General features: G+C 58.4%; 11 protein-coding genes and 9 pseudogenes. 4 read left to right on the top strand and 16 right to left on the bottom strand.

The genetic code is table 11. The features are described from left to right. Window positions 1-48: 48 nt before the first annotated feature. The 7 genes and pseudogenes from hypF to ectB all read right to left on the bottom strand — a co-directional run bounded on the left by hypF (window position 49) and on the right by ectB (window position 7,910). The gene (gene hypF, locus AABE10_RS34845; RefSeq protein ID WP_342937613.1) at window positions 49-2,424 is read right to left on the bottom strand and encodes a carbamoyltransferase HypF; all 2,376 of its coding nucleotides are present in this window, start codon (window positions 2,422-2,424) and stop codon (window positions 49-51) included. Beyond that, window positions 2,418-3,443: a hydrogenase expression/formation protein HypE gene (gene hypE / locus AABE10_RS34840; protein WP_012406424.1), complete on the bottom strand. Its 1,026-nt coding sequence runs from the start codon at window positions 3,441-3,443 to the stop codon at window positions 2,418-2,420. The genes hypF and hypE overlap by 7 nt, the downstream gene beginning before the upstream one ends. Before the next feature lie 82 nt (window positions 3,444-3,525). Beyond that, window positions 3,526-4,113 (bottom strand): isochorismatase family cysteine hydrolase, encoded by a 588-nt coding sequence (locus tag AABE10_RS34835; RefSeq protein WP_342937612.1) that lies wholly within the window; start codon window positions 4,111-4,113, stop codon window positions 3,526-3,528. Between the two features lies 1 nt (window position 4,114). Continuing rightward, entirely contained in the window at window positions 4,115-4,423 is a 309-nt protein-coding gene (locus tag AABE10_RS34830; protein ID WP_342937611.1) for a hypothetical protein, read from the bottom strand. Between the two features lie 158 nt (window positions 4,424-4,581). Further along, window positions 4,582-5,202 (bottom strand): GNAT family N-acetyltransferase, encoded by a 621-nt coding sequence (locus tag AABE10_RS34825; protein ID WP_342937610.1) that lies wholly within the window; start codon window positions 5,200-5,202, stop codon window positions 4,582-4,584. Window positions 5,203-6,106: 904 nt separating this feature from the next. After that, a pseudogene (locus AABE10_RS34820) lies at window positions 6,107-6,523 on the bottom strand (DDE-type integrase/transposase/recombinase); the annotation flags it as partial. Between the two features lie 118 nt (window positions 6,524-6,641). Further along, window positions 6,642-7,910, bottom strand: coding sequence for a diaminobutyrate--2-oxoglutarate transaminase (ectB, locus tag AABE10_RS34815; protein WP_342937609.1), 1,269 nt, complete (start codon window positions 7,908-7,910; stop codon window positions 6,642-6,644). 683 nt (window positions 7,911-8,593) lie between these two features. Between ectB and AABE10_RS34810 the strand changes: the two are divergent. Further along, window positions 8,594-9,253: pseudogene (locus AABE10_RS34810) on the top strand (hydrogenase small subunit); the annotation flags it as partial. 310 nt (window positions 9,254-9,563) lie between these two features. Continuing rightward, a pseudogene (locus AABE10_RS34805) lies at window positions 9,564-9,734 on the top strand (DDE-type integrase/transposase/recombinase); the annotation flags it as partial. A gap of 5 nt (window positions 9,735-9,739) precedes the next feature. Here AABE10_RS34805 and AABE10_RS34800 read toward each other — a convergent pair. Together AABE10_RS34800 and AABE10_RS36550 are read right to left on the bottom strand one after the other, a co-directional pair. Beyond that, window positions 9,740-10,756, bottom strand: a complete 1,017-nt coding sequence (locus tag AABE10_RS34800) for a 1-aminocyclopropane-1-carboxylate deaminase (protein WP_342937608.1) — start codon at window positions 10,754-10,756, stop codon at window positions 9,740-9,742. Window positions 10,757-10,803: 47 nt separating this feature from the next. After that, window positions 10,804-10,942: pseudogene (locus AABE10_RS36550) on the bottom strand (IS5/IS1182 family transposase); the annotation flags it as partial. 602 nt (window positions 10,943-11,544) lie between these two features. Between AABE10_RS36550 and AABE10_RS34790 the strand changes: the two are divergent. Then, on the top strand, window positions 11,545-12,714 hold the full coding sequence (locus AABE10_RS34790) for a porin (RefSeq protein ID WP_342937607.1): 1,170 nt from the start codon (window positions 11,545-11,547) through the stop codon (window positions 12,712-12,714). Window positions 12,715-12,866: 152 nt separating this feature from the next. Continuing rightward, window positions 12,867-12,981, top strand: a pseudogene (locus AABE10_RS34785) (IS6 family transposase); the annotation flags it as partial. Here the strand turns inward: AABE10_RS34785 and AABE10_RS34780 are convergent. The 7 genes and pseudogenes from AABE10_RS34780 to AABE10_RS34750 all read right to left on the bottom strand — a co-directional run. Beyond that, entirely contained in the window at window positions 12,981-14,222 is a 1,242-nt protein-coding gene (locus tag AABE10_RS34780; protein ID WP_342937606.1) for an ATP-binding cassette domain-containing protein, read from the bottom strand. The pseudogene AABE10_RS34785 and the gene AABE10_RS34780 overlap by 1 nt on opposite strands. Next, on the bottom strand, window positions 14,149-14,529 hold the full coding sequence (locus AABE10_RS34775) for a hypothetical protein (protein WP_342937605.1): 381 nt from the start codon (window positions 14,527-14,529) through the stop codon (window positions 14,149-14,151). Before AABE10_RS34775 ends, AABE10_RS34780 begins: the two co-directional genes overlap by 74 nt. Window positions 14,530-14,583: 54 nt before the next feature. Beyond that, complete coding sequence (locus AABE10_RS34770; RefSeq protein ID WP_342937604.1) at window positions 14,584-15,189, bottom strand: ATP-dependent Clp protease proteolytic subunit; 606 nt, start codon at window positions 15,187-15,189, stop codon at window positions 14,584-14,586. A 533-nt stretch (window positions 15,190-15,722) separates the two neighbouring features. Further along, window positions 15,723-16,466 (bottom strand): annotated as a pseudogene (locus AABE10_RS34765) (IS6 family transposase). A 71-nt stretch (window positions 16,467-16,537) separates the two neighbouring features. Continuing rightward, a pseudogene (locus AABE10_RS34760) lies at window positions 16,538-17,224 on the bottom strand (branched-chain amino acid ABC transporter substrate-binding protein); the annotation flags it as partial. A gap of 374 nt (window positions 17,225-17,598) precedes the next feature. Beyond that, window positions 17,599-18,009, bottom strand: a pseudogene (locus tag AABE10_RS34755) (alcohol dehydrogenase catalytic domain-containing protein); the annotation flags it as partial. Window positions 18,010-18,127: 118 nt separating this feature from the next. Then, window positions 18,128-18,355 (bottom strand): annotated as a pseudogene (locus AABE10_RS34750) (MFS transporter); the annotation flags it as partial.

Genomic DNA, 18,355 nt, shown 5'->3' with positions numbered 1-18,355 from the left:
CAATTCAGCATCTGGTCTGTTCGTCGGTTCAATCCCTGAAAGAGCCATTTATATGACGGACTTGCGTTCCGCTGTGATTCTCGCGCTCGCGACGACCGCTTGCCCGAGTGCAATACCGCCGTCGTTGGTCGGCACGTCGCGATGCGCATGTACGTCGAAGCCTCGCCGCCGAAGTTCGACCAGTGCATTCACCAGCAGAAATTCATTCAGGAACACGCCGCCGCTCAGCACGACCGTGTCGAGCGCATGCCGGCTACGCAGCAGGTCGCACAGCGACGCAATCGCCAGTACGATCGTCGAATGAAAGCGTCGGCTGATCGTCGCCAGCTCGACGCTACCGGCAGTATCCGACACGACCTGCCGCACGAGCGGCCGGTAGTCAAGCTCGATCGGCGCGTCGGCGGACGGGTCAAAAGCGTAACGATACGGTTCGCTCATCGCCAGATCGCGCGCAAGCAGCCCCTCGAATTCGATCGGCCCGTGTGCTTCATATTCCGCCCGCGAGCAAACGCCCGCCAGCGCCGCGACGCCGTCGAACAACCGCCCCATGCTCGACGCGCGCGTCACGTTGATGCCCTTCCGCCACATCGTCGCGTACACGTGCCGCGCTTCATGGCCAAGCGCCGCAAGCGCGGGCACGCACGCCAGCATGCCTTCATCGCCGTCGAACGATTCGAGCGCAAGTGCGAGTGCCGTGCGCACCGGTTCATGCACCGCCTTGTCGCCGCCGAGCAGCGACAGGTAACGCAAGTGTCCCGCGCGCTGCACCGCCCGCGCGTCGCCGATGAAAAACTCGCCGCCCCAGGTCGTGCCGTCGATGCCATAGCCGGCGCCGTCCAGAATCACTCCGATGGCCGGTCCGTCGAGCCCGTTGTCGGCGAGGCACGACGCCATGTGTGCATGGTGATGCTGGACCTGCTGACGCGACACATGTGTGTCCGACGCGAGCCGGGTCGACCGGAACGATGGATGCAGATCGCAGGCGGCCACTGTAGGCTTCACGCGATACAGGTCTGCCAAGTGCGACGCGATCGTCTGGTGCGAACGAAACGTGTCGTCGTTGCCGAGATCGCCGATATGCTGGCTCACATAGATTCGCTCGCGATCCGCGAGCGCAACTGTCGTCTTCAGTTCCGCGCCATAGGCGACTACTGGCGCCATCGATCGACCGACTTCTATTACGTATGGCGCGAAGCCTCGCGCGCGCCGGAAGAAACTGATCTGCGGTTCGGGCAACTGAGGGTGGTTCGAGCAACGAATCACGGAGTCGTCGATACGAATCGCGATGTCGCGGTCGTTCAGCAGCACCAGGTCGGACACCTCGAACAAGCGCACGAGTGCCTCCTCATTACGATACGCAATCGGAAATTCAGACACGTTTCCGCTCGTCATCACCAGTGCCGGCAGGTCGGGATCGGACAGCAGCAGGTAATGCAGCGGCGCCGACGGCAGCATCACGCCGAGGTTCGGATTGCGCGGTGCGACGTTCTCCGCCAGGCCAACGCCGTTTAACTTGCGCAGCAGCACGATTGGCCGGCCGGGCGACCTCAGCCATTGCGCCTCAAGTTCGCTGCAGTCGGTCCAGCGCCGGGCCGTCTCGACCGACGCCATCATCAGCGCGAACGGCTTCGAATTGCGGCGCTTGCGGTCGCGCAGCCGCGCGACCGCGTCCGGATTGCGCGCGTCCACGACGAGATGAAAGCCGCCGACGCTCTTGACCGCGACCGTCAGGCCCGTGCGCAGCGCGTCGATCGCCGCGCGCAACGCGTCGTCGCCGGCCGACAGCATCCGGTCTGCATCATATAGCTCCACCCGCGGCCCGCATTCCGGACACGCGTTCGGTTGCGCGTGATAGCGGCGGTTGGACGGATCGCGGTACTCCGCTTCGCACCGCGTACACATCGTGAACGCGCGCATCGTCGTATTGATGCGATCGTACGGAATCGCCTTGATCAGCGAGAAGCGCGGCCCGCAGTTTGTACAGTTAATGAAGGGATAGCGATAGCGCCGGTTGGCCGGATCTGCCATCTCGCCCAAGCAGGCATCGCACACGTGCGAATCCGCAGGCAGTTGCGCTAGGTTACTGCCGCTACGCTCGCTGTCCCGGATCACGAAGCGCTCCGTCGCGTCAAGCAGCGGCGCGACGCAGTGCGACTGCAGCGACGCTACGCGCGCAAGTGGCGGCAATTCCGAGCGTAGTGCCGCAGCGAAATCGGCCAGTGCGTGCGCGTCGCCCTCCACCTCTATCAGTACACCGTCGGCATCGTTCAGCACCCAACCGCGCAACGCGCGCGACGTCGCAATCCGGTACACGAACGGCCGGAAGCCGACGCCCTGCACCACGCCGGTAACACGCACGCGCCATCGAGTCGGCCCGTTCGCGCCGGCGTGCGGAGCGACGGCGGTTGCGTTGCCGGTCAACATAGGCGCGGCAACTCCGCGCCTGCCAGTTCCTCAATCGTGCGCAGCTCGCCGTTGCGGGTGCGCATGACGACTGCGCGATCGCCCGCGTCGCGCACCTCGCCGATCTCGACCGCCTGCCTGCCGTATGGATGACCGCGCAGCACCGTAAGCACCTGCTCGACATGCTCCGGCGCGACGAACAGGCAAAGGCAGCCTTCGTTCGCCATGTTGATCGGATCGACGCCGAGCATGTCGGCCGCCATCGCGGTCTCCGCCTGGATCGGTAGGTCGGCTTCACGAATTTCGATCGTCGAATCGAGCGCGGACGCATATTCGTGCATCACGGCCGACAAGCCGCCGCGCGTGACGTCGCGCACCGAGCGCAGCGCGCTTTCCGGCATCGCGTCAAATAGCATGGCCAGCATACGGTTGAGCGGCGCGCAATCGCTCAGCACGCGCGTCTCGAATCCGAGCCCTTCGCGAATCGACAACAGGTGGATCGTGTGATTGCCGATCCACCCGCTCAGGATAACGCGATCGCCCGGCCGCACATGCTTCATCCGCAGTGGAGCGCGCCCGAAGAATCCAACGCCCGTCGTGTTGATGAAGATCCGATCCGCCTCGCCCTTGCCGACGACCTTCGTATCGCCCGCGACGATCTTTACGTTCGCTTCGCGCGCCGTGTCGCGAATCGACTCCAGCACTCGCACCAGGGTGCTCAAGGGCAGACCCGTCTCGAGAATCAGTGCGAGCGACAGGAACTTCGGCGTCGCTCCCATCACCGCCAGATCGTTGACGGTGCCGCACACCGCGATCTTGCCGATGTCGCCGTTGCCGAACAGCGGTGGATCGACGACGAATGAATCCGTCGTCATCGCGAGGTATCCACCGTCGACGTCGAGCAGCGCGCTGTCCTCCATTTCGCCGATATAGGTATCGCCCAGCACCGACACGATCATTTCTACCAGTTCGCGGCTGAGTTTGGCACCCGTGCCGTGGTCGAGTACGATCGCCGAGCGCGAAAGATCATTGATATTCATGGATGCTTCGATCGAAAGTTTCGGGATACATGCTGTCGTCCGCTGGCCGCGTGTGCGGCACCGCGACCGGCGAGCCTGTGCGTCAAGGCGTCTTGATCACCTTGCGAGGCAGGTGACCGAACGCGTCGATCGTGCGTAGTACCTCGGCCGATTCGGTCACGGTCGCGCAATAGGCATCGAGCCATTCGAGCGCTCGCTTCTTGTCCGTTTCCTGCGCGGACACGACACAGTCGGACGGCACCCAGATGTTGTATCCACGAAAGAACGCATCCGCCGCCGTGGTCTGCACGCAGATCTGCGTCTGCATGCCGGTCACGACCACGGTGTCGACGCCGCGCGCCTGGAGCATTTCGTGGAGATCGGTCTCGTAAAAGCCGCTGTCCTTGTTCTTTTCGACGACCAGATCCGATTCGACGAGGAAATCGGCGATTATCTGTGCGCCTTCGCTATCTTTCGTCACAGGCAGATAGCCGTTGTACCGCTCGGCGTTCGCGTCGTCTTCTCGATTGATGAGTTGCAGGTGTACGATCTCACAGCCTCGGTCCCGCATGCCGTCTAGAAACCGGCAGAAATTGTCCTTCGCGTCGGCCACGGCGCGAATGCGCTCGGGATTCTTGTTTACCAGTTCGTACTGGAGATCATTCGTCAGAACCGCAATGTTGCTTGCCATGTCATGCATTCCTGTCGGATAGGTGAGTGACGGCCGCGGTCGCGCTGACGGCCGCAGCGGCGTCGATGGTTGTTTTCGCTGCGCCGACGCCCGCACGGCGCGCGTCGAGCTCCACGCGGCCGATCGTGTCAGCCGTGCAATAGATCGTACAGAGCGAAGCGGCCGGCGGGATCTTCGCCGCGATATGCGGCGTGCCGGCCAGCCAGTGCGCGAGCACCTGCGCGACCAGAATCCCCAGCCGATCGCGAGCACGATTGCCTTCGCGGGGTGTGGCGCCGGCGGGTCGCACCGGAATCGCACGGCCAGCCACGTGATCAGCCGAGTCACCGCGTAAGTCATCCCGAAGCTGCAGATGCCCTACACTACGGCTGCGCGGCCCACGATCCACGGCCCAACCGCATGGTTCGCATGAGCGGCCCACACACCCTGCACGCACATCGCGAGGAGCGACGCCAACGTGGGCTGGCGTCATGCGTCGTCCCGCTCGACGGACGTGGTCTCGAACTCGGACTCGCCGATAGTCGGCGTGTCCGAGCGGTGCCAGAACGTTTTCGTGCGCTTCTGGTAGGCGATCACGTCGTCCACGTACGCACGCAGAAAATAACCCGTGATCACGCGGCCGTTCACGCGCGCGAAGTCGTCGAGTCGGCCGTACTCAACGAAACCAAGACGACGCCATAGCTGCTCGGCCTTACCATCGCTGCGTACATCAATGACGATCATTTCGCAGCCCATCTCCTTGACACGTTCGAGCGCAAGCCGCCAGCCGTTGAGCACGAACCGCCCTCGATACCCAGGCTCGATCACGCAGCGCTTCATTTCGACGATGTGCCGCCGCGCGGGCAACGCTTGACGCGCGAGAATCAGCATGCCAACGATCCGACCGCCCGGCCGCTCGCGTGCGATCAGCAGGTCAACCGCGCGCGCGCGGAGGTCGGCATCGAGAGACTCCATCATCTCGAGACCGGTCGACGCGGTGATGGGCTCGAAGAATCCGAGCGTCGTCTCGCGCGTCGATACCGTATTCATCAGGTCGACCAGCTCGGTCATGTCCTGTCGCGACAACGATGACGGCCATTCAAATGTCATAGAGCCCTCATGCAGTGAAATACCGGATCAGGGAAATCGCGCCGCGGCGACGCATCGCGCGCTGCGCGGAGGACCGCGTGCAGCTCACGCGAGCGCGCCGGCTTTCGGCCACAGTGTTGACCGCCACAACCGGTGCCGTCATAGCCGTCTCAGGGATTCGGTGCCGGCAAGCGCGCGCTGTGCGCGACTTCAACGAAGTAAGACACGAACGGCGCGTTGAGCTGACGAGGTGTTCGACGAGGCGCGCTTCGTTCGCCGGGTCTTGATCGTGCGCGTGATCATGTTTCAGAACCATATTGACGTGATCGTCGGGCGTTCATCTGAGGAGTACGGAGGATAATCACATCGATCAACCTCACGCGCAATGCAGAAAGTGGATGGAATTGACCTGCATCAGGCCGATGTCTACCGTTCCGGTGGAAATACGGTGAGAGGCACGGGTTCTGTCGCAATAGCGTAGGTGAGACCAGACTTATCGCTTCTGGGTCGCTGCCGCCACTTGAAATGGAATCGCCCCGCAAGGTAGAAGGATGGCATAGATCGGACAGGGGTCAAAGATAGAAGCGGGTTCTCACTGCCGACGGCATCGGATGTGCCAAAGTACAGGCTCGAAACGTTGACAGACGGAGAACCCCCTGATGAAGCTTGCCGCGGTCGGCGTAGCTGCTGCAAAACGCGCGTTTCGATTGCGCTGGGTAGAAGCGGAAACCATCAGCTGGGAGCGGCGCAGCCTGTAACGTCGACGGTGGATTCGGCTGGTATCCGTGGGTTGGCTCCTCACATTACAGGGTGCCGTCTTGCGAACCTGCCGCGCTCTCTGTCCGAGAGTCTGCCGTAAAGGCTGTCTCGTAGTATCTTGGCGGATTTTTCGCGGACCGTGCTGCGCATGTCTTCATGCAGACTGTTGTTCCTCCGAGATCGGTGTTCCCAGCTCCGCGTTGAGAGCATCCGGCGCCGCCAGATTCGCGCCGCCTTTATCAATTGTCACCGTCTCGGGCACGCAGTTTTGGTCGATGGACTTTTCGAAATAGCGCCGCAGCCATATCACGATGGGCACGCAGCAGAAAATCCACGGTATTTCCTTCTTTGTCGACCGCGAAATACAAATACTTCCACTGGCCTCCGACCTCGGTATGCGTTTCACCCATTCGCCAGCTCCGCCAGACGGCTCGCTTGTTGCGGCGAAACGCCTTTTCCAGAGCGGCAACACCTTGATGGTCGAGCGGTGCACCACATATCAGCGGACACACGTCAGGATCACATCGAGCGGATAGTGCAAACGCTTAAGCACCCGTGCCAAAATTGGATTCAGAGTCGTCATCGAGTGTCCGACCGTTCGCATTGTCATGACACATGATACCGGACGCTTATCGCGACAAAGCTCGAAGACTGCCTATGCTTATCCATTTTCAAACCGGCGGCCGTACAGGAACCAAAACCTATCCGAGCACGTTGTCGATGCTGCATCTCAGTATCTGCATTGCTTCCTCGATCTGATCATCGGTCGTCACCAGCGGACAAAGACACTTTATTACCTGGCCGGAATGCCCGGATGTTTCGATGATTAGCCCCTGTCGGAACGCCTCGGCACTAATCTTGGTTGCCAAGGCGCCTGATTGAACGTCAATGCCACGCATCAGTCCGAGCCCGCGTTCCTTGGCCTCAACTTGACGATATCGCAATAAATCTATCAGCTCGAGAAAGCCTTTCCTGACTATTTCTCCTTTCCGCCGGACCTCGTCTGCGAAAGCATCGTCCGGCCAAAAGTATTCCAGTGCCTTCGCACCGGTAATCATGGCCGCATTGTTTCCGCGGAACGTACCGTTGTATTGCCCTGCCTCCCACTGATCATGCTCAGGGCGAATCAAGACCTGCGAGAAAGGCAATCCAAATCCCGACAGCGATTTCGAGTTGGTCACGAGATCCGGTACCACCCCCGCGTGCTCGAAGCTGAAGAACCGGCCGGTCCGACCGCACCCCGCCTGGATGTCGTCGATGATCAACAAGATGTCTTGATCTCGGCAGACCGTTTCCAGCTCTTGCAGCCACGCCGGAGAAGCGACATTGATTCCACCTTCTCCCTGCACCACTGCAACGATAACAGCTGCTGGGTAGTCCAGACCGCTGGAGCGATCGCTCAGGCATTTTTTGAAATACCTTAGGGTATCGACACCTTTGCCAAAATAATTGTCGAATGGCATTAACGCGTTGCCCATGGACGGCAAACCGGCTGCGCTCCGAAGCCTCGCATTTCCCGTGAGGGCGAGCGAACCCATGGTTATACCGTGGAAGCCGTTGGTGAAGGAAACAATGTTACTTCGTTTCTTTATCTTCCGAGCTAAGCGAATGGCGGCCTCGACCGCGTTGGTGCCAGTGGGTCCTGTCAGATGCACCTTGTAGTCAAGTCCACGAGCCTTCAATATCAGACGGTCAAAGGTATCTAGGTAAACGTATTTTGCTGCAGTCCAAAGGTCCAGTGAATGAACGAGGTTGTCGCCCCGTAAATACTCTATGATCGACTCCTTCAAAGCCGGATGGTTGTGCCCGTAATTGAGCGCTCCCGCGCCTGCTAAGAAATCAATATAGCGTCGGCCATCGACCGAGTAGATCTCCGCGCCCCGCGCCTTGCAGAAGACGACTGGAAAAGCGCGCGAATAGGTGCGGACATTGGATTCTAGCTCCATTAGCTTCTCAATCATGTGCTCCATGAATTCTCCGGCATAACACTGCATTGGATTTTTATCTGCGCCTAGCCATTCCCTTGGCGTCATCTCTCCGCAAGTCAAGCCGGAGTACGTCGTGATGTTCCGGGCGCAATAGACGAGTGACGAATATATAACCGCGCGGCTGGCATGCTGTGCAAACGCAACGCGGTGCAATTTACCTCGTACTCCGGTTTTCAATAATCGGTCCATTTGTGCGCCATATAGACCATCATGTTTCCCTAGTCTGGCGACACCGGCGTCATTGGCTTCTCGTAGATACAAGGATCGGCACGATACATTTCATAAGATTCATGGCATCTACAGTTGTTGCGAGAGCGGGTTCACGGCTTGTTCAGCAAGAGCCGCACCAGAACATGACGAAGTCGTTAGACATACCGTTCAATATGACTTAGTCAGAAGTGCTACACGGCACTGGTGTCGATCATTTGCTAGTAACGCGTTTGTTTTGTCGGGAAACGGACATTTATCAGCCCGGCGCAATTTCTCAACAAATATCCGCCAACGTTCCGCCGTCCGGCAACTTACGAGGGTTCGGACCGGCATGGCCCGAAAGCTGCTTAGAGTCGGTCCGCGGACTGGGCCTGATCAGCGTGTGGAGCAACAGGAACAGATCAATGACAACTCCGACCTCCAATAGTTGCAGCCGTGTAGCGGTGTGGTCCGCAATGATCTTCCCTACTGGAAATTTGTCGGCGAAAGGGGGTGGTTTGGAAAGCTTTTACGATGTCATGCGAAGTCATGGGGCGACGCGGCGCAGTTTCCTCAAGTTTTGCAGTTTGACCGCCACGGCGCTAGGGCTCGGTTCGTCGTTCATCCCTCGTATCGCGCACGCATTGGAAACGAAACCACGGACCCCGGTAATCTGGCTACATGGCCTCGAATGCACGTGCTGCACTGAATCGTTTATCCGCTCCTCTCACCCACTTGCGAAGGACGCGATCTTCTCGATGATTTCGCTCGATTACGACGACACGATTATGGCGGCGGCCGGCATGCAGGCCGAAGCAATCCTGAACGACATCATGACCCGCTACAAGGGCAGCTATATCGTCGCCGTCGAGGGCAATCCGCCACTGAACGAAGACGGCATGTTCTGCTTTCCTGGCGGCGAGCCGTTCATCGAAAAGCTCAAGCGTGTATCCGCGGACGCCAAAGCGGTGATCGCGTGGGGTACTTGCGCATCATGGGGCTGCGTGCAGGCAGCAAAGCCTAACCCGACTCGCGCAACACCGATCGCCGGCGTGATTCTCGACAAGCCGATAATCAAGGTGCCAGGTTGTCCCCCGATTCCCGAGGTAATGGCTGCGATCATCACATACGTGGTAGAACGCGTCCTGGCCCGCCTCGGAGCTTACGACGCTTCGAAGTTCGGCTGGCAACGCCCATTTCTGCCGACGCTGTTCAATCAGCGACAGCATCGCCTGCAGGCAGGATAGGATGCGGCCTGTGGTCTGCGTCACCGTATGTACGGCCAACTGATCGCGGCGGCCATCATGTAACCCGACTTTCCACTTCGCCATTGCCAGCTCAAGCGACACCGCCAGTATAACTTCCTCGGCGCATCGCTTGGAAACCTGTTGTGCGCGCACGATGCTCTCCTTTGAGCAAGCGTTGGCGAGTTGATTTTACGGATAAACGCCGATCAGGATTTGGCAGATCCAGTACCTTTACAACATCGTGGAGCAGGACCATCGCGCAATCAAGCCCATCATCGGGCCTATGATGGGCTTCAAGGATTTCCGTTGCGCGCGCATCATCCTGTCCGGCATTGAGTCGATGCACATCTTCGCAGAGGGCGGATGTTAACCCTGTCATCCGTCGCGGAAGATAAAGCTATACGCGCTCAACGCCGGCACGCCGCCCAGATGCGCATACAGCACCTTCGAGCCTTCGGGAAATTCGCCGCGCCGTACCTTGTCGATCATCCCGTGCATCGACTTGCCTTCGTACACGGGATCGGTCATGACGCCTTCGAGCCGCGCGCACAGACGAATCGCTTCCAGCGTGCCTTCGTTCGGCAGGCCGTATTCGGGACCTCCATAGCGCGTATCGAGCACGACATCCTGCGCGGTGATGTCGCGGCCCAGATCGACCTTTTCCGCCGTGTGCCTTGCGATACGCGTGATCTGCTCGCGCGTCTGCTCGGGCTTCGCCGACGCATCGATGCCGATCACGCGATCCGCGCGCCCATCCGCCGCGAAGCCGACGATCATGCCCGCCTGCGTGCTGCCCGTCACCGAGCACACGACGATGTAGTCGAATCTGAAACCAAGCTGGGCTTCCTGCTGGCGCACTTCCTCCGCGAAACCGACGAAGCCGAGACCGCCGAGGGGATGTTCCGAGCAGCCGGCGGGAATCGCATACGGCTTGCCGCCCGCGGCGCGCACGCTGTCGAGCGCTTCTTCCCAGCTCTTGCGAATGCCGATGTCGAAGCCGTCGGGCACGAGCCGCACATCGGCGCCCATGATGCGCGACATCTGGATATTGCCGACGCGGTCATACACGGCGTCGTAGTAGTTGACCCAGTTCTCCTGCACGAGCACGCACTTCATGCCCAGATGCGCGGCGACCGCGGCGACCTGGCGCGTCTGGTTCGACTGGATGCCGCCGATCGACACGAGCGTATCGCAGCCCTGCGCGAGCGCATCGGGGATCAGGTATTCGAGCTTGCGCGTCTTGTTGCCGCCGAACGCGAGGCCGCTGTTGCAGTCCTCGCGTTTCGCGTAAAGCTCGACCTTGCCGCCGAGATGCTGCGAGAGCCGCTTGAGCGGCTGGATCGGCGTCGGTCCGAAGGTGAGCGGGTAGCGCGTGAATCGTTGCAGGTTCATCGTGGCTCCGTGTAAGTGATTTTGCGCGTTCATAGTATGAGGCCAGTTCAAAAATGTGACGCTGCTCGTTTGAAAATGTTCCCGCAGACGAGCGAGCAAGCAAATTTGAAGAATGCTTCGTGAATATCGCTACGACGATTGAAGCGGATACGAAGACGCTGGGAATTTGTGAAGCCACAAGTGAGTGAGTCCGTCCGTTCTACCATTCACGGGCTCGCGATGTGTGTCGGAGTCGTAGCCGCGATCGCCGTAAATTCCCTTGGGCTTGCGAAGTGAGGTTCTTTCGCGTTAACAAGACCTAATCTAGTGAGCGCTGATCCTTGCACGCTGCCTTCTCTAGCATTCGATCTTCCCTCATGGGCGAATGCTTACGAACCAAATGGCGACTTTCGCACATGGGCGGTTCGCATGAAAACATGCATTGACGATACCAATCCGGCTGACAGCGTTGCTCTATGTCCGCAGCAAGCGATAGCACATTCACTGGGAATCGGCCCATCGTTCAACCTAGCTGCGCGGGCCGGGTTTATCTGCGGGCAGCGTGATGACAGGTTCGCCGTGCCTTAAGGGGGAACACCGGGTTGATCCCGGTAGAAAGTCGCTGGCGCAGTCGTGCACCAACATCTCGGTATTGAACCTAAGTCGGCATAACCTATGCTTTGAAAGCACTTCGGCAAAATCGGATAACAAATTGCGGCAGGGTTCCTGACGACGGCTTGCAATTCGTACCCGCTCCAGCATGTTAAAAAAGTATATGACACTCAAAATATTATGCAGGACAACGGATTATGTGCAATGGTTTCGCAAAGTCGGTCTGTGTAGCTATGTTCGGAGTGTGCTCACTCGCTCAGGCACAAAATAGCGTGACTCCGTACGGAGTTCTCGACGAAGGGATCATGTACCAAAGCAACCTTGCCGACGGAAAGAGGGTTTCGCTTGATTCGCTTGCCGGTGTCATGGGAAGTCGGTGGGGCGCGACCGGTGTCGAGGACCTTGGCGGCGCTTTACATGCGATTTTCACCCTTGAGTCGGGTGTGAACTTAAATAACGGTCAGGCTGCTCAGGGCGGCCTGCTGTTTGGTCGTCAGGCCTTCGTCGGTGTCAAACGCGACAACTGGGGTGGCCTGACATTTGGACGTCAATACGATATGATCTTCTACTTCCCCGAGCCACTCACTGCCGAAGCGCTTGTGGGAGGTGCGCCGGCCGGCCACCCAGGGGACGTGGACAATGCGTGCAACACAGTTCGACTGAATAACTCAGTACGATACATGAGCCCTGACATCCGCGGCGTGAACTTCGGGGGGGCGTATAGCTTTGGTGGCGTTGCCGGTAATTTCACATCTACCAGCGGCTATTCCGTAGGTGCCGGGTACACGAATGGGCCATTAAAACTGGGGGCAGCATTCGAGTATTTTAAGAACCCCACCGCAGCGCCAGGCACAGGCTTTTTTACTGCCTATGGGAATGGTGTTTCTCCTCTTCAGGGTGCCCTGAACAAGGGATATGTTTCCGCTAAAGCTTACCAGTCGGCAGTCGTAGGAGCCAATTACGCGATCGGCCCGGTTATCTTGGCAGCTTCGTTCTCCAACGTCCAATACGCAAATCTCGGCCCGTCGCTCGCAGAGGGAACGGCAATATTCAACAATTACGACGTCGGAATAATGTATCGTTTCAACCCAGATTGGACTGTCGCTGCATCATATGACTATTTGCACTCGAATGGCGTTCAAAACGCTGCCGGCCACGTAGTCGGGAACCAGCATTTCAATCAGGTAACGATTTCGACCAACTACTTCCTGTCCAAACGCATCGATGTTTATTTCGGAATTGGTTGGCAGCAAGCATCGGGAACATCGTCTCTCGGAACGCCCGCTGTTGCCAGCATCGCCAACATGAACGATTCATCCAACAATCGCCAGATCCTTGCTCGCGCTGCCATCCGTCACAAGTTCTGATTTGTGGCTAAGCCCGCCTCATTACCCGAAGAGTAGATCACTCCCTCGCGGTAATCCTCAACGGCACTGTCAGGTTGCTGGAGAGGTGACGGTAGAATGAAGGAATGTAGAAGACGAAATCGCTTTATCATGGCCACCGCTTCCCTGCGGTCGCAGCAAATCGCTTCTTTCAGCGGGTGCCGCGCTCTAACCCGGTGCCGCGCACAATCGTTACCGACCAACTACGCAGTTATCCTGCCGGCAAAGGCCGATATACCTGAACTCGCTCAGGGGTTTTGTCGCGATAACGAATGCCTGCCGACAGCAGCGCTCAAAGGACATCCTCGTCGCTCAGCCGACCCGCCTCTTCGCGGCCCCGGTCGACGGTGACCAAACGCACATTCCCATCCGGTTGTAGTTCCAGCACCCGGGTGTGATACGGGAGCAGGGACGGTCGATGCCCGACACTCACGCAGGTCATGCCGCGCAGGGCGAGCAGCCGGTACAGCCGCGCTTCCGTTGCCACGTCGACCGCACTCGTTGCTTTCGTCCAGGCAAACGTAACGCGCCTGGGCAGCCAGTGCACGCGCGAAGCCTATCCGTTGCTGCTCACCGAGTGACAGCACGCGCGACCAATCGATAACACTGTCAAAGCCACCATGCCGGGCGGCAAGATCAGGCAGTGATACCTCGACCAGGAATGCCTGGAGTTCGCTGTCGGTGAACGCCCGCGCTATCGCCGGATACAGGATCTGCTCGCGCAAGTTACCCAGTAGCATGTACGGCCGTTGTGGCAAGAACAGCACTTCATCGGTGTCCGGCATCGTAATCGTGCCGTTACCCGCGCGCCACAGCCCCGCCATCGCCCGCAACAATGAACTTTTGCCAACTCCGGTCTGCCCCATAATCAGCAGGTGCTCGCCAGCGGAAAGCGTCGGGCACAGGTCCCGCAACAGCGTGCGTTCCCGTCCTGGCGTCTCGACGGTGAGTCGATCGAACCGGATGGCTTGGCCACGATGAAACGTGATCGTGTCGTCCCGACCGGCGCCTTCCTGCTCGACTTCCTGTACTTTTTCAACGATCTGCGCTAGTCGCACCACGTGAGGCGCCGCCGTCGCAAATGTGTGGAATCCTGTCATTCGCTGGATCGCGCCCAGCAGCAGCCCTGCGGAAGCGGCGCCCTGGGTCATCGTTCCAAACGTAACTTTTCCGCTGAAATACAGTGGCACGAGGACGAGAACCGGCAATAGGGTCCAGATCAAGCCAAGACCGGCCTCTGCGGTATTCACGACGAGTTGATATCGCAAGGTCGCCAGTGCGATACCAACCGCTCGTTGCAAGCGTTTCCCGATGCTCGTGCCCTCTGCCTGTTCGCCGCGATACAGAGCAATGGTTTCGGCGTAGTTCCGTACATGCAGGATGCCAAAGCGCAGATCGGCTTGCGCCACGGTCGATTCAAACTGCAAGCGAATAAACGGACGGTACAGCCACCACGTAATGACCGTGGTCGCGGCACCATAGGCGAGCACACCGTAAAAACAACGCTGGCGCAATCGATTTCAGGATCCAGCCCTGAACGGACAATCCCGATCCCGTGTATAGCAAGACCCACGGCAACGTCATGGCCATGCCGCAGAACGGCCCGACTTCCTGCTGGATTCGCTGGTCGATATTATCAACATCGTTGTCCTGCTCGATGCGAAAATACGCACGGCCATTCAGATAACGCCGCACCAAGTCGCGTGTCAGCCACGCACGCCAGTGCAAGGTCAACCGACTGACTACTAAGTTGAAAAACAGGTTAACCACGCCGCCATTGATGACAAGACCCACCAACGTAAAAATGGTGAACAGGTGCCAGTAAGCCCGATGACGGACATACCCTCTTACTTATCGCGCACGGTCTTTTACGTAATAGGACACCGGCGCATCTACAATTTCGTGAGCCATTCCAGTCACCATTCCCTTGACAGAAGCTTCAGCGGGGGTAAGACGCTCTCTATTATTTTCGCTATAGGTTATTGAGTTTATTTCTTTGCGATCCATATTCGTGCACTGACCGTAAATATCTGACAGCATCACCCTAAGGTCGCCCACATCTTCCCTCATGCGATTCAGCTCATCGGGCCGAAAGCTGCCACCGAAATCCTCGTTCGGCGCATGCAGAAGAAAGTGCGCATCAGGAAAGGAGAGGCGATTCCGGGCACCGCAGAACATCATCGTGGCAGCCGACATTACCTCATCCAGATTAACTGTTATTACCTGCATCCTTGAACTCTGAATCGCGCGGTAAGCAATTTGCCCGGCACTCATGCTTCCGCCTCGGCTATCGATGTAAAGGTATATCGATTTTAGCCTGGGATATTTCACGTTCAGTTCATCCAACGCCGACACCAGGTCATTGGCCTTTTGAAGTGTGACAGTTCCGGTATAAAATATCTTGCTGGTCAATACCTCATCGGGCCGGGTCTGGGACAGTTTTTGATAAATCGGCATCAGCCGATTCTGCATAAAAAATGGATAGCAGCAACGCAGCACGGAGAACATTTCCGCGAAAAAAATTCATGCCTTCCTCTTTGCAAGAGAAACACTGGTCAATGAGCCATCATTGATGTCAGCGCCGACGGGCATCAAATGCCAGACGGGGATGACTCCAATTCCTCAAGATCATCGCCGTACATCAGGGTCAGAAAGTTGGATTCTGCATGCGATGCAGAATGAATGCCACTCTATCACTGATAGTCAATCGCACAGATATAAAATGTTTTTCTATATCCTAAATACTTTCTGATATTGACCGGTTTGCAAGTGGGATCTAATGAGTTCGCTCTCGAAAAAACGAATCCCTTACTGAGAGTTTAAGATTCGCTACCGCACCTATCCATGCACTCTGTGAGAGACGATGAGCGCGCAAACGAGGTTTCAGCAATACGTCAAACATCTGGCTGGCGGCCTGGTCATGCGGACCGCCGGGGTTTTGTCGCGATAACGACGGCGGGCCAAACATGGCTGCACTTACATAGTATTGCTTACATTACCAGCGAGTAGAACTGCTCGGCAACCGTTCGGTCGAGACCGTCGTCTTCCATCTGCTCCTTGCGGATCATATGCATTACTTCGATGCCCCAGAGAATGATGCGCGCACACCGAAAATTCTTGAAGCCCATCATCGGTCTGATGATGCGTTTGATCGCTCGATGATCCTGCTCGACTATGTTGTTCAGGTATTTGTTCTGCCGGATCCTGATCGGTGTTTCGCGCTCTGCGTTAATGGCTTCGAGTGACGCCAGATTCTGGCTTCGAGTGCCGCCAGATTCGCGCCGCTCTTGTCCACGGTAATCGTTTCGGGCGCACCGTTTTGATCAATTGCCTTCTCGAAGTAGCGGCGCGCAGCGACCTTGTCACGATGGGCACGCAGCAGGAAATCGACCGTGTTGCCACGCCTGTCGACAGCGCGGTACAGGTATTTTCCATTGGCCTTTGACCTTGACGTAGGTCTCGTCCATCCTCCAGCTCTTGCCCACCGGTCGCTTGTGGCGGCGGAACACCTTCTCAAACAGCGGCACGAGCTTGATGACCCAACGGTGTACGCTCGAATGATCGACCTCGATGCCGCGCTGCGCTATCATCTACTCGAGATTTCGCAGGCTCAACGAGTAAGCCACATACCAGCGTACGCACAGCAGGATCACGTCCAGCGGATAGTGCACTCGCTTGAAAACCTTGCCGATGCCCGGCGGCAAAGCCTTGCGCGGTGTCTTCGTCTTACCCATGCCGCTCGTCATTCATGATCGAACGCCAATTTTAACCTGGGCGCGTTAGTGCGACAGAACCTGCGTGTCGCCCCCGTGAAAGCGATACCTTCTGGTTGACGGCTCTTGATGGTCGTGAGAATCGCCATCCAGTTCGTTGTCTTGTCGGTGCCAAATTCACGGGCGACTACGTTGCCGCCGGCAGCCTTGACTGACTTTTCGACCTCATCGGCAAGACCTTGACCGTACGCTGTACGGTCGTCGACGATCGCGACCTTGCGCGCGCCAAGATCGCGAACCAGATACAAGCCGATCACCGAGCCCTGTCTCACATCATTCGCAACCATACGGAACACCTTCGTGAAGCCTTGCTGCGTGAGCTTGGGATTGGTTGCCGATTCGGTGATCATCGGGACGCCTGCATCCGAGTAGATTTTGGAAGCAGGTATCGATGTCCCGGAGTTCGCATGGCCAACTACACCCGCCACACCGTCGTCCACCAGTTTCTGCGCGACGGTCACCGCCGTCCTGGGATCGGCCGCGTCGTCCTGCGAGTCGAGCACGAACGTCACGCTTTGCCCGCCAATGCGAATCTTTCTGTTGTTCAGATCTTCGATCGCGAGCCGCACACCGTTCTCGTCGTCCTTTCCGATGTGGGAGAGTTCGCCAGTCAGAGGAGAAACCTGCCCGATTTTTACCGTCAGATCTGCATGAGCCGCGAGAGGTTGCAGGGCAAGCGTCAGGGACGCAAGGCAAATCAATGGCCGGGATAGTTGCATGGTCGTACTCACGATAGGTTGGCTGGGGAACGGATCGACAGAATCCGCGACCCGTTGGGCTCGGCAACACTGCGCTCGCCGTGTAACCATCGTAATGACGCGGCACAGTAGCCAAAATCAGCCGCGAGGACCTTTCTGCAAATTTCGATCGGGATGCGGACACTTTTCGATAATTTTTATCGATGCCTCCTCTCCGGGCAACCTGATCCTTTGCCCTATCGAAGATAACCCGTTGCCATGGATCGTCGTTAGCGCACGTCGCGCGTCTTCCCCATGGTCAGGACCATCCGGAACTTGACGCCACCGCGCTTCATCCTCTGATAGGCGACGAACGCATTCTCCAGCGGCATCGTCTCGATCATCGGGCGCACGCCGATCGAAATCAGGCCCGTGCTACGGGCAAGCATCATTTCGGCATAGCCACCCTCGCACGAAGCGCCGACGATCGGCTGGTTCTGGCAGAGCTGGAACTGGCCGCGGCGACATTGAGGGCATTCGTTGCAGTGTCCGCCGAGACGGCCCACGCCAACGCGTTGGCCGATCTTCCAGATCGATGGCGTCCCCGCTCCAATGGCAGCAATGCGGCCGACAACTTCATGGCCGGGCACGCGGGGCGACTGCAGTGTCGGGGCCGCTCCTTCGATATCACTGACGTCGGCTCCGCAGATGCCGCATGCCTCGACCTCGATCAACACCTGACCGGCGTCCGGTACGGGCATCGGGCGTTCCACCAGTTCAAGAATCCCGGGCTTCGTCGCCTGCATTGCGCGGTAAGTCTTTTTCATCGTCAACTCCTTGTCGTGCTTCGGCCGCCGCAAAGCGCGTCTTGAGGTATCGCGGCGGCCTTCAATGCACGCACCCCGAGGCTTGCAGCCTCGATGGCGCCCGTAACATAGCCCGGAAAGCCGATGATCAGCTTCATTCCCATGAGGTAGATGCCGGCGAGGCAGATACCGACGCCGAAGCGGAAGAGCGCGCCACTCACGAGACCGGTCGACAGCCATGCAAAGCCGAGGTTGAACAGCGCACCGACGACGGCGCTGCAGACGAAGATTCTGCTCGCGCGAAAACGATCGGCGGCGCCGCTCAGCGAGACGATGAGTGTGCCGAGGATGAACCCAAGCTGCACCG

The sequence above is a fragment of the Paraburkholderia diazotrophica genome (genome assembly GCF_038900755.1).
Taxonomy (GTDB): domain Bacteria; phylum Pseudomonadota; class Gammaproteobacteria; order Burkholderiales; family Burkholderiaceae; genus Paraburkholderia; species Paraburkholderia diazotrophica_A.
The sequence above is the reverse complement of the archived record's forward strand: the minus strand, read 5'-3'. Positions and strand labels throughout refer to the sequence as shown.

Bases quoted from the DNA above. Each gene is read 5' to 3' on its own strand.
- AABE10_RS34790 (WP_342937607.1), top strand. From the start codon at position 11,545: ATGTGCAATGGTTTCGCAAAGTCGGTCTGTGTAGCTATGTTCGGAGTG.
- AABE10_RS34835 (WP_342937612.1), bottom strand. From the start codon at position 4,113: ATGGCAAGCAACATTGCGGTTCTGACGAATGATCTCCAGTACGAACTG.
- hypF (WP_342937613.1), bottom strand. From the start codon at position 2,424: ATGTTGACCGGCAACGCAACCGCCGTCGCTCCGCACGCCGGCGCGAAC.
- ectB (WP_342937609.1), bottom strand. From the start codon at position 7,910: ATGGAGCACATGATTGAGAAGCTAATGGAGCTAGAATCCAATGTCCGC.
- AABE10_RS34825 (WP_342937610.1), bottom strand. From the start codon at position 5,202: ATGACATTTGAATGGCCGTCATCGTTGTCGCGACAGGACATGACCGAG.
- hypE (WP_012406424.1), bottom strand. From the start codon at position 3,443: ATGAATATCAATGATCTTTCGCGCTCGGCGATCGTACTCGACCACGGC.
- AABE10_RS34770 (WP_342937604.1), bottom strand. From the start codon at position 15,189: ATGCCGATTTATCAAAAACTGTCCCAGACCCGGCCCGATGAGGTATTG.
- AABE10_RS34800 (WP_342937608.1), bottom strand. From the start codon at position 10,756: ATGAACCTGCAACGATTCACGCGCTACCCGCTCACCTTCGGACCGACG.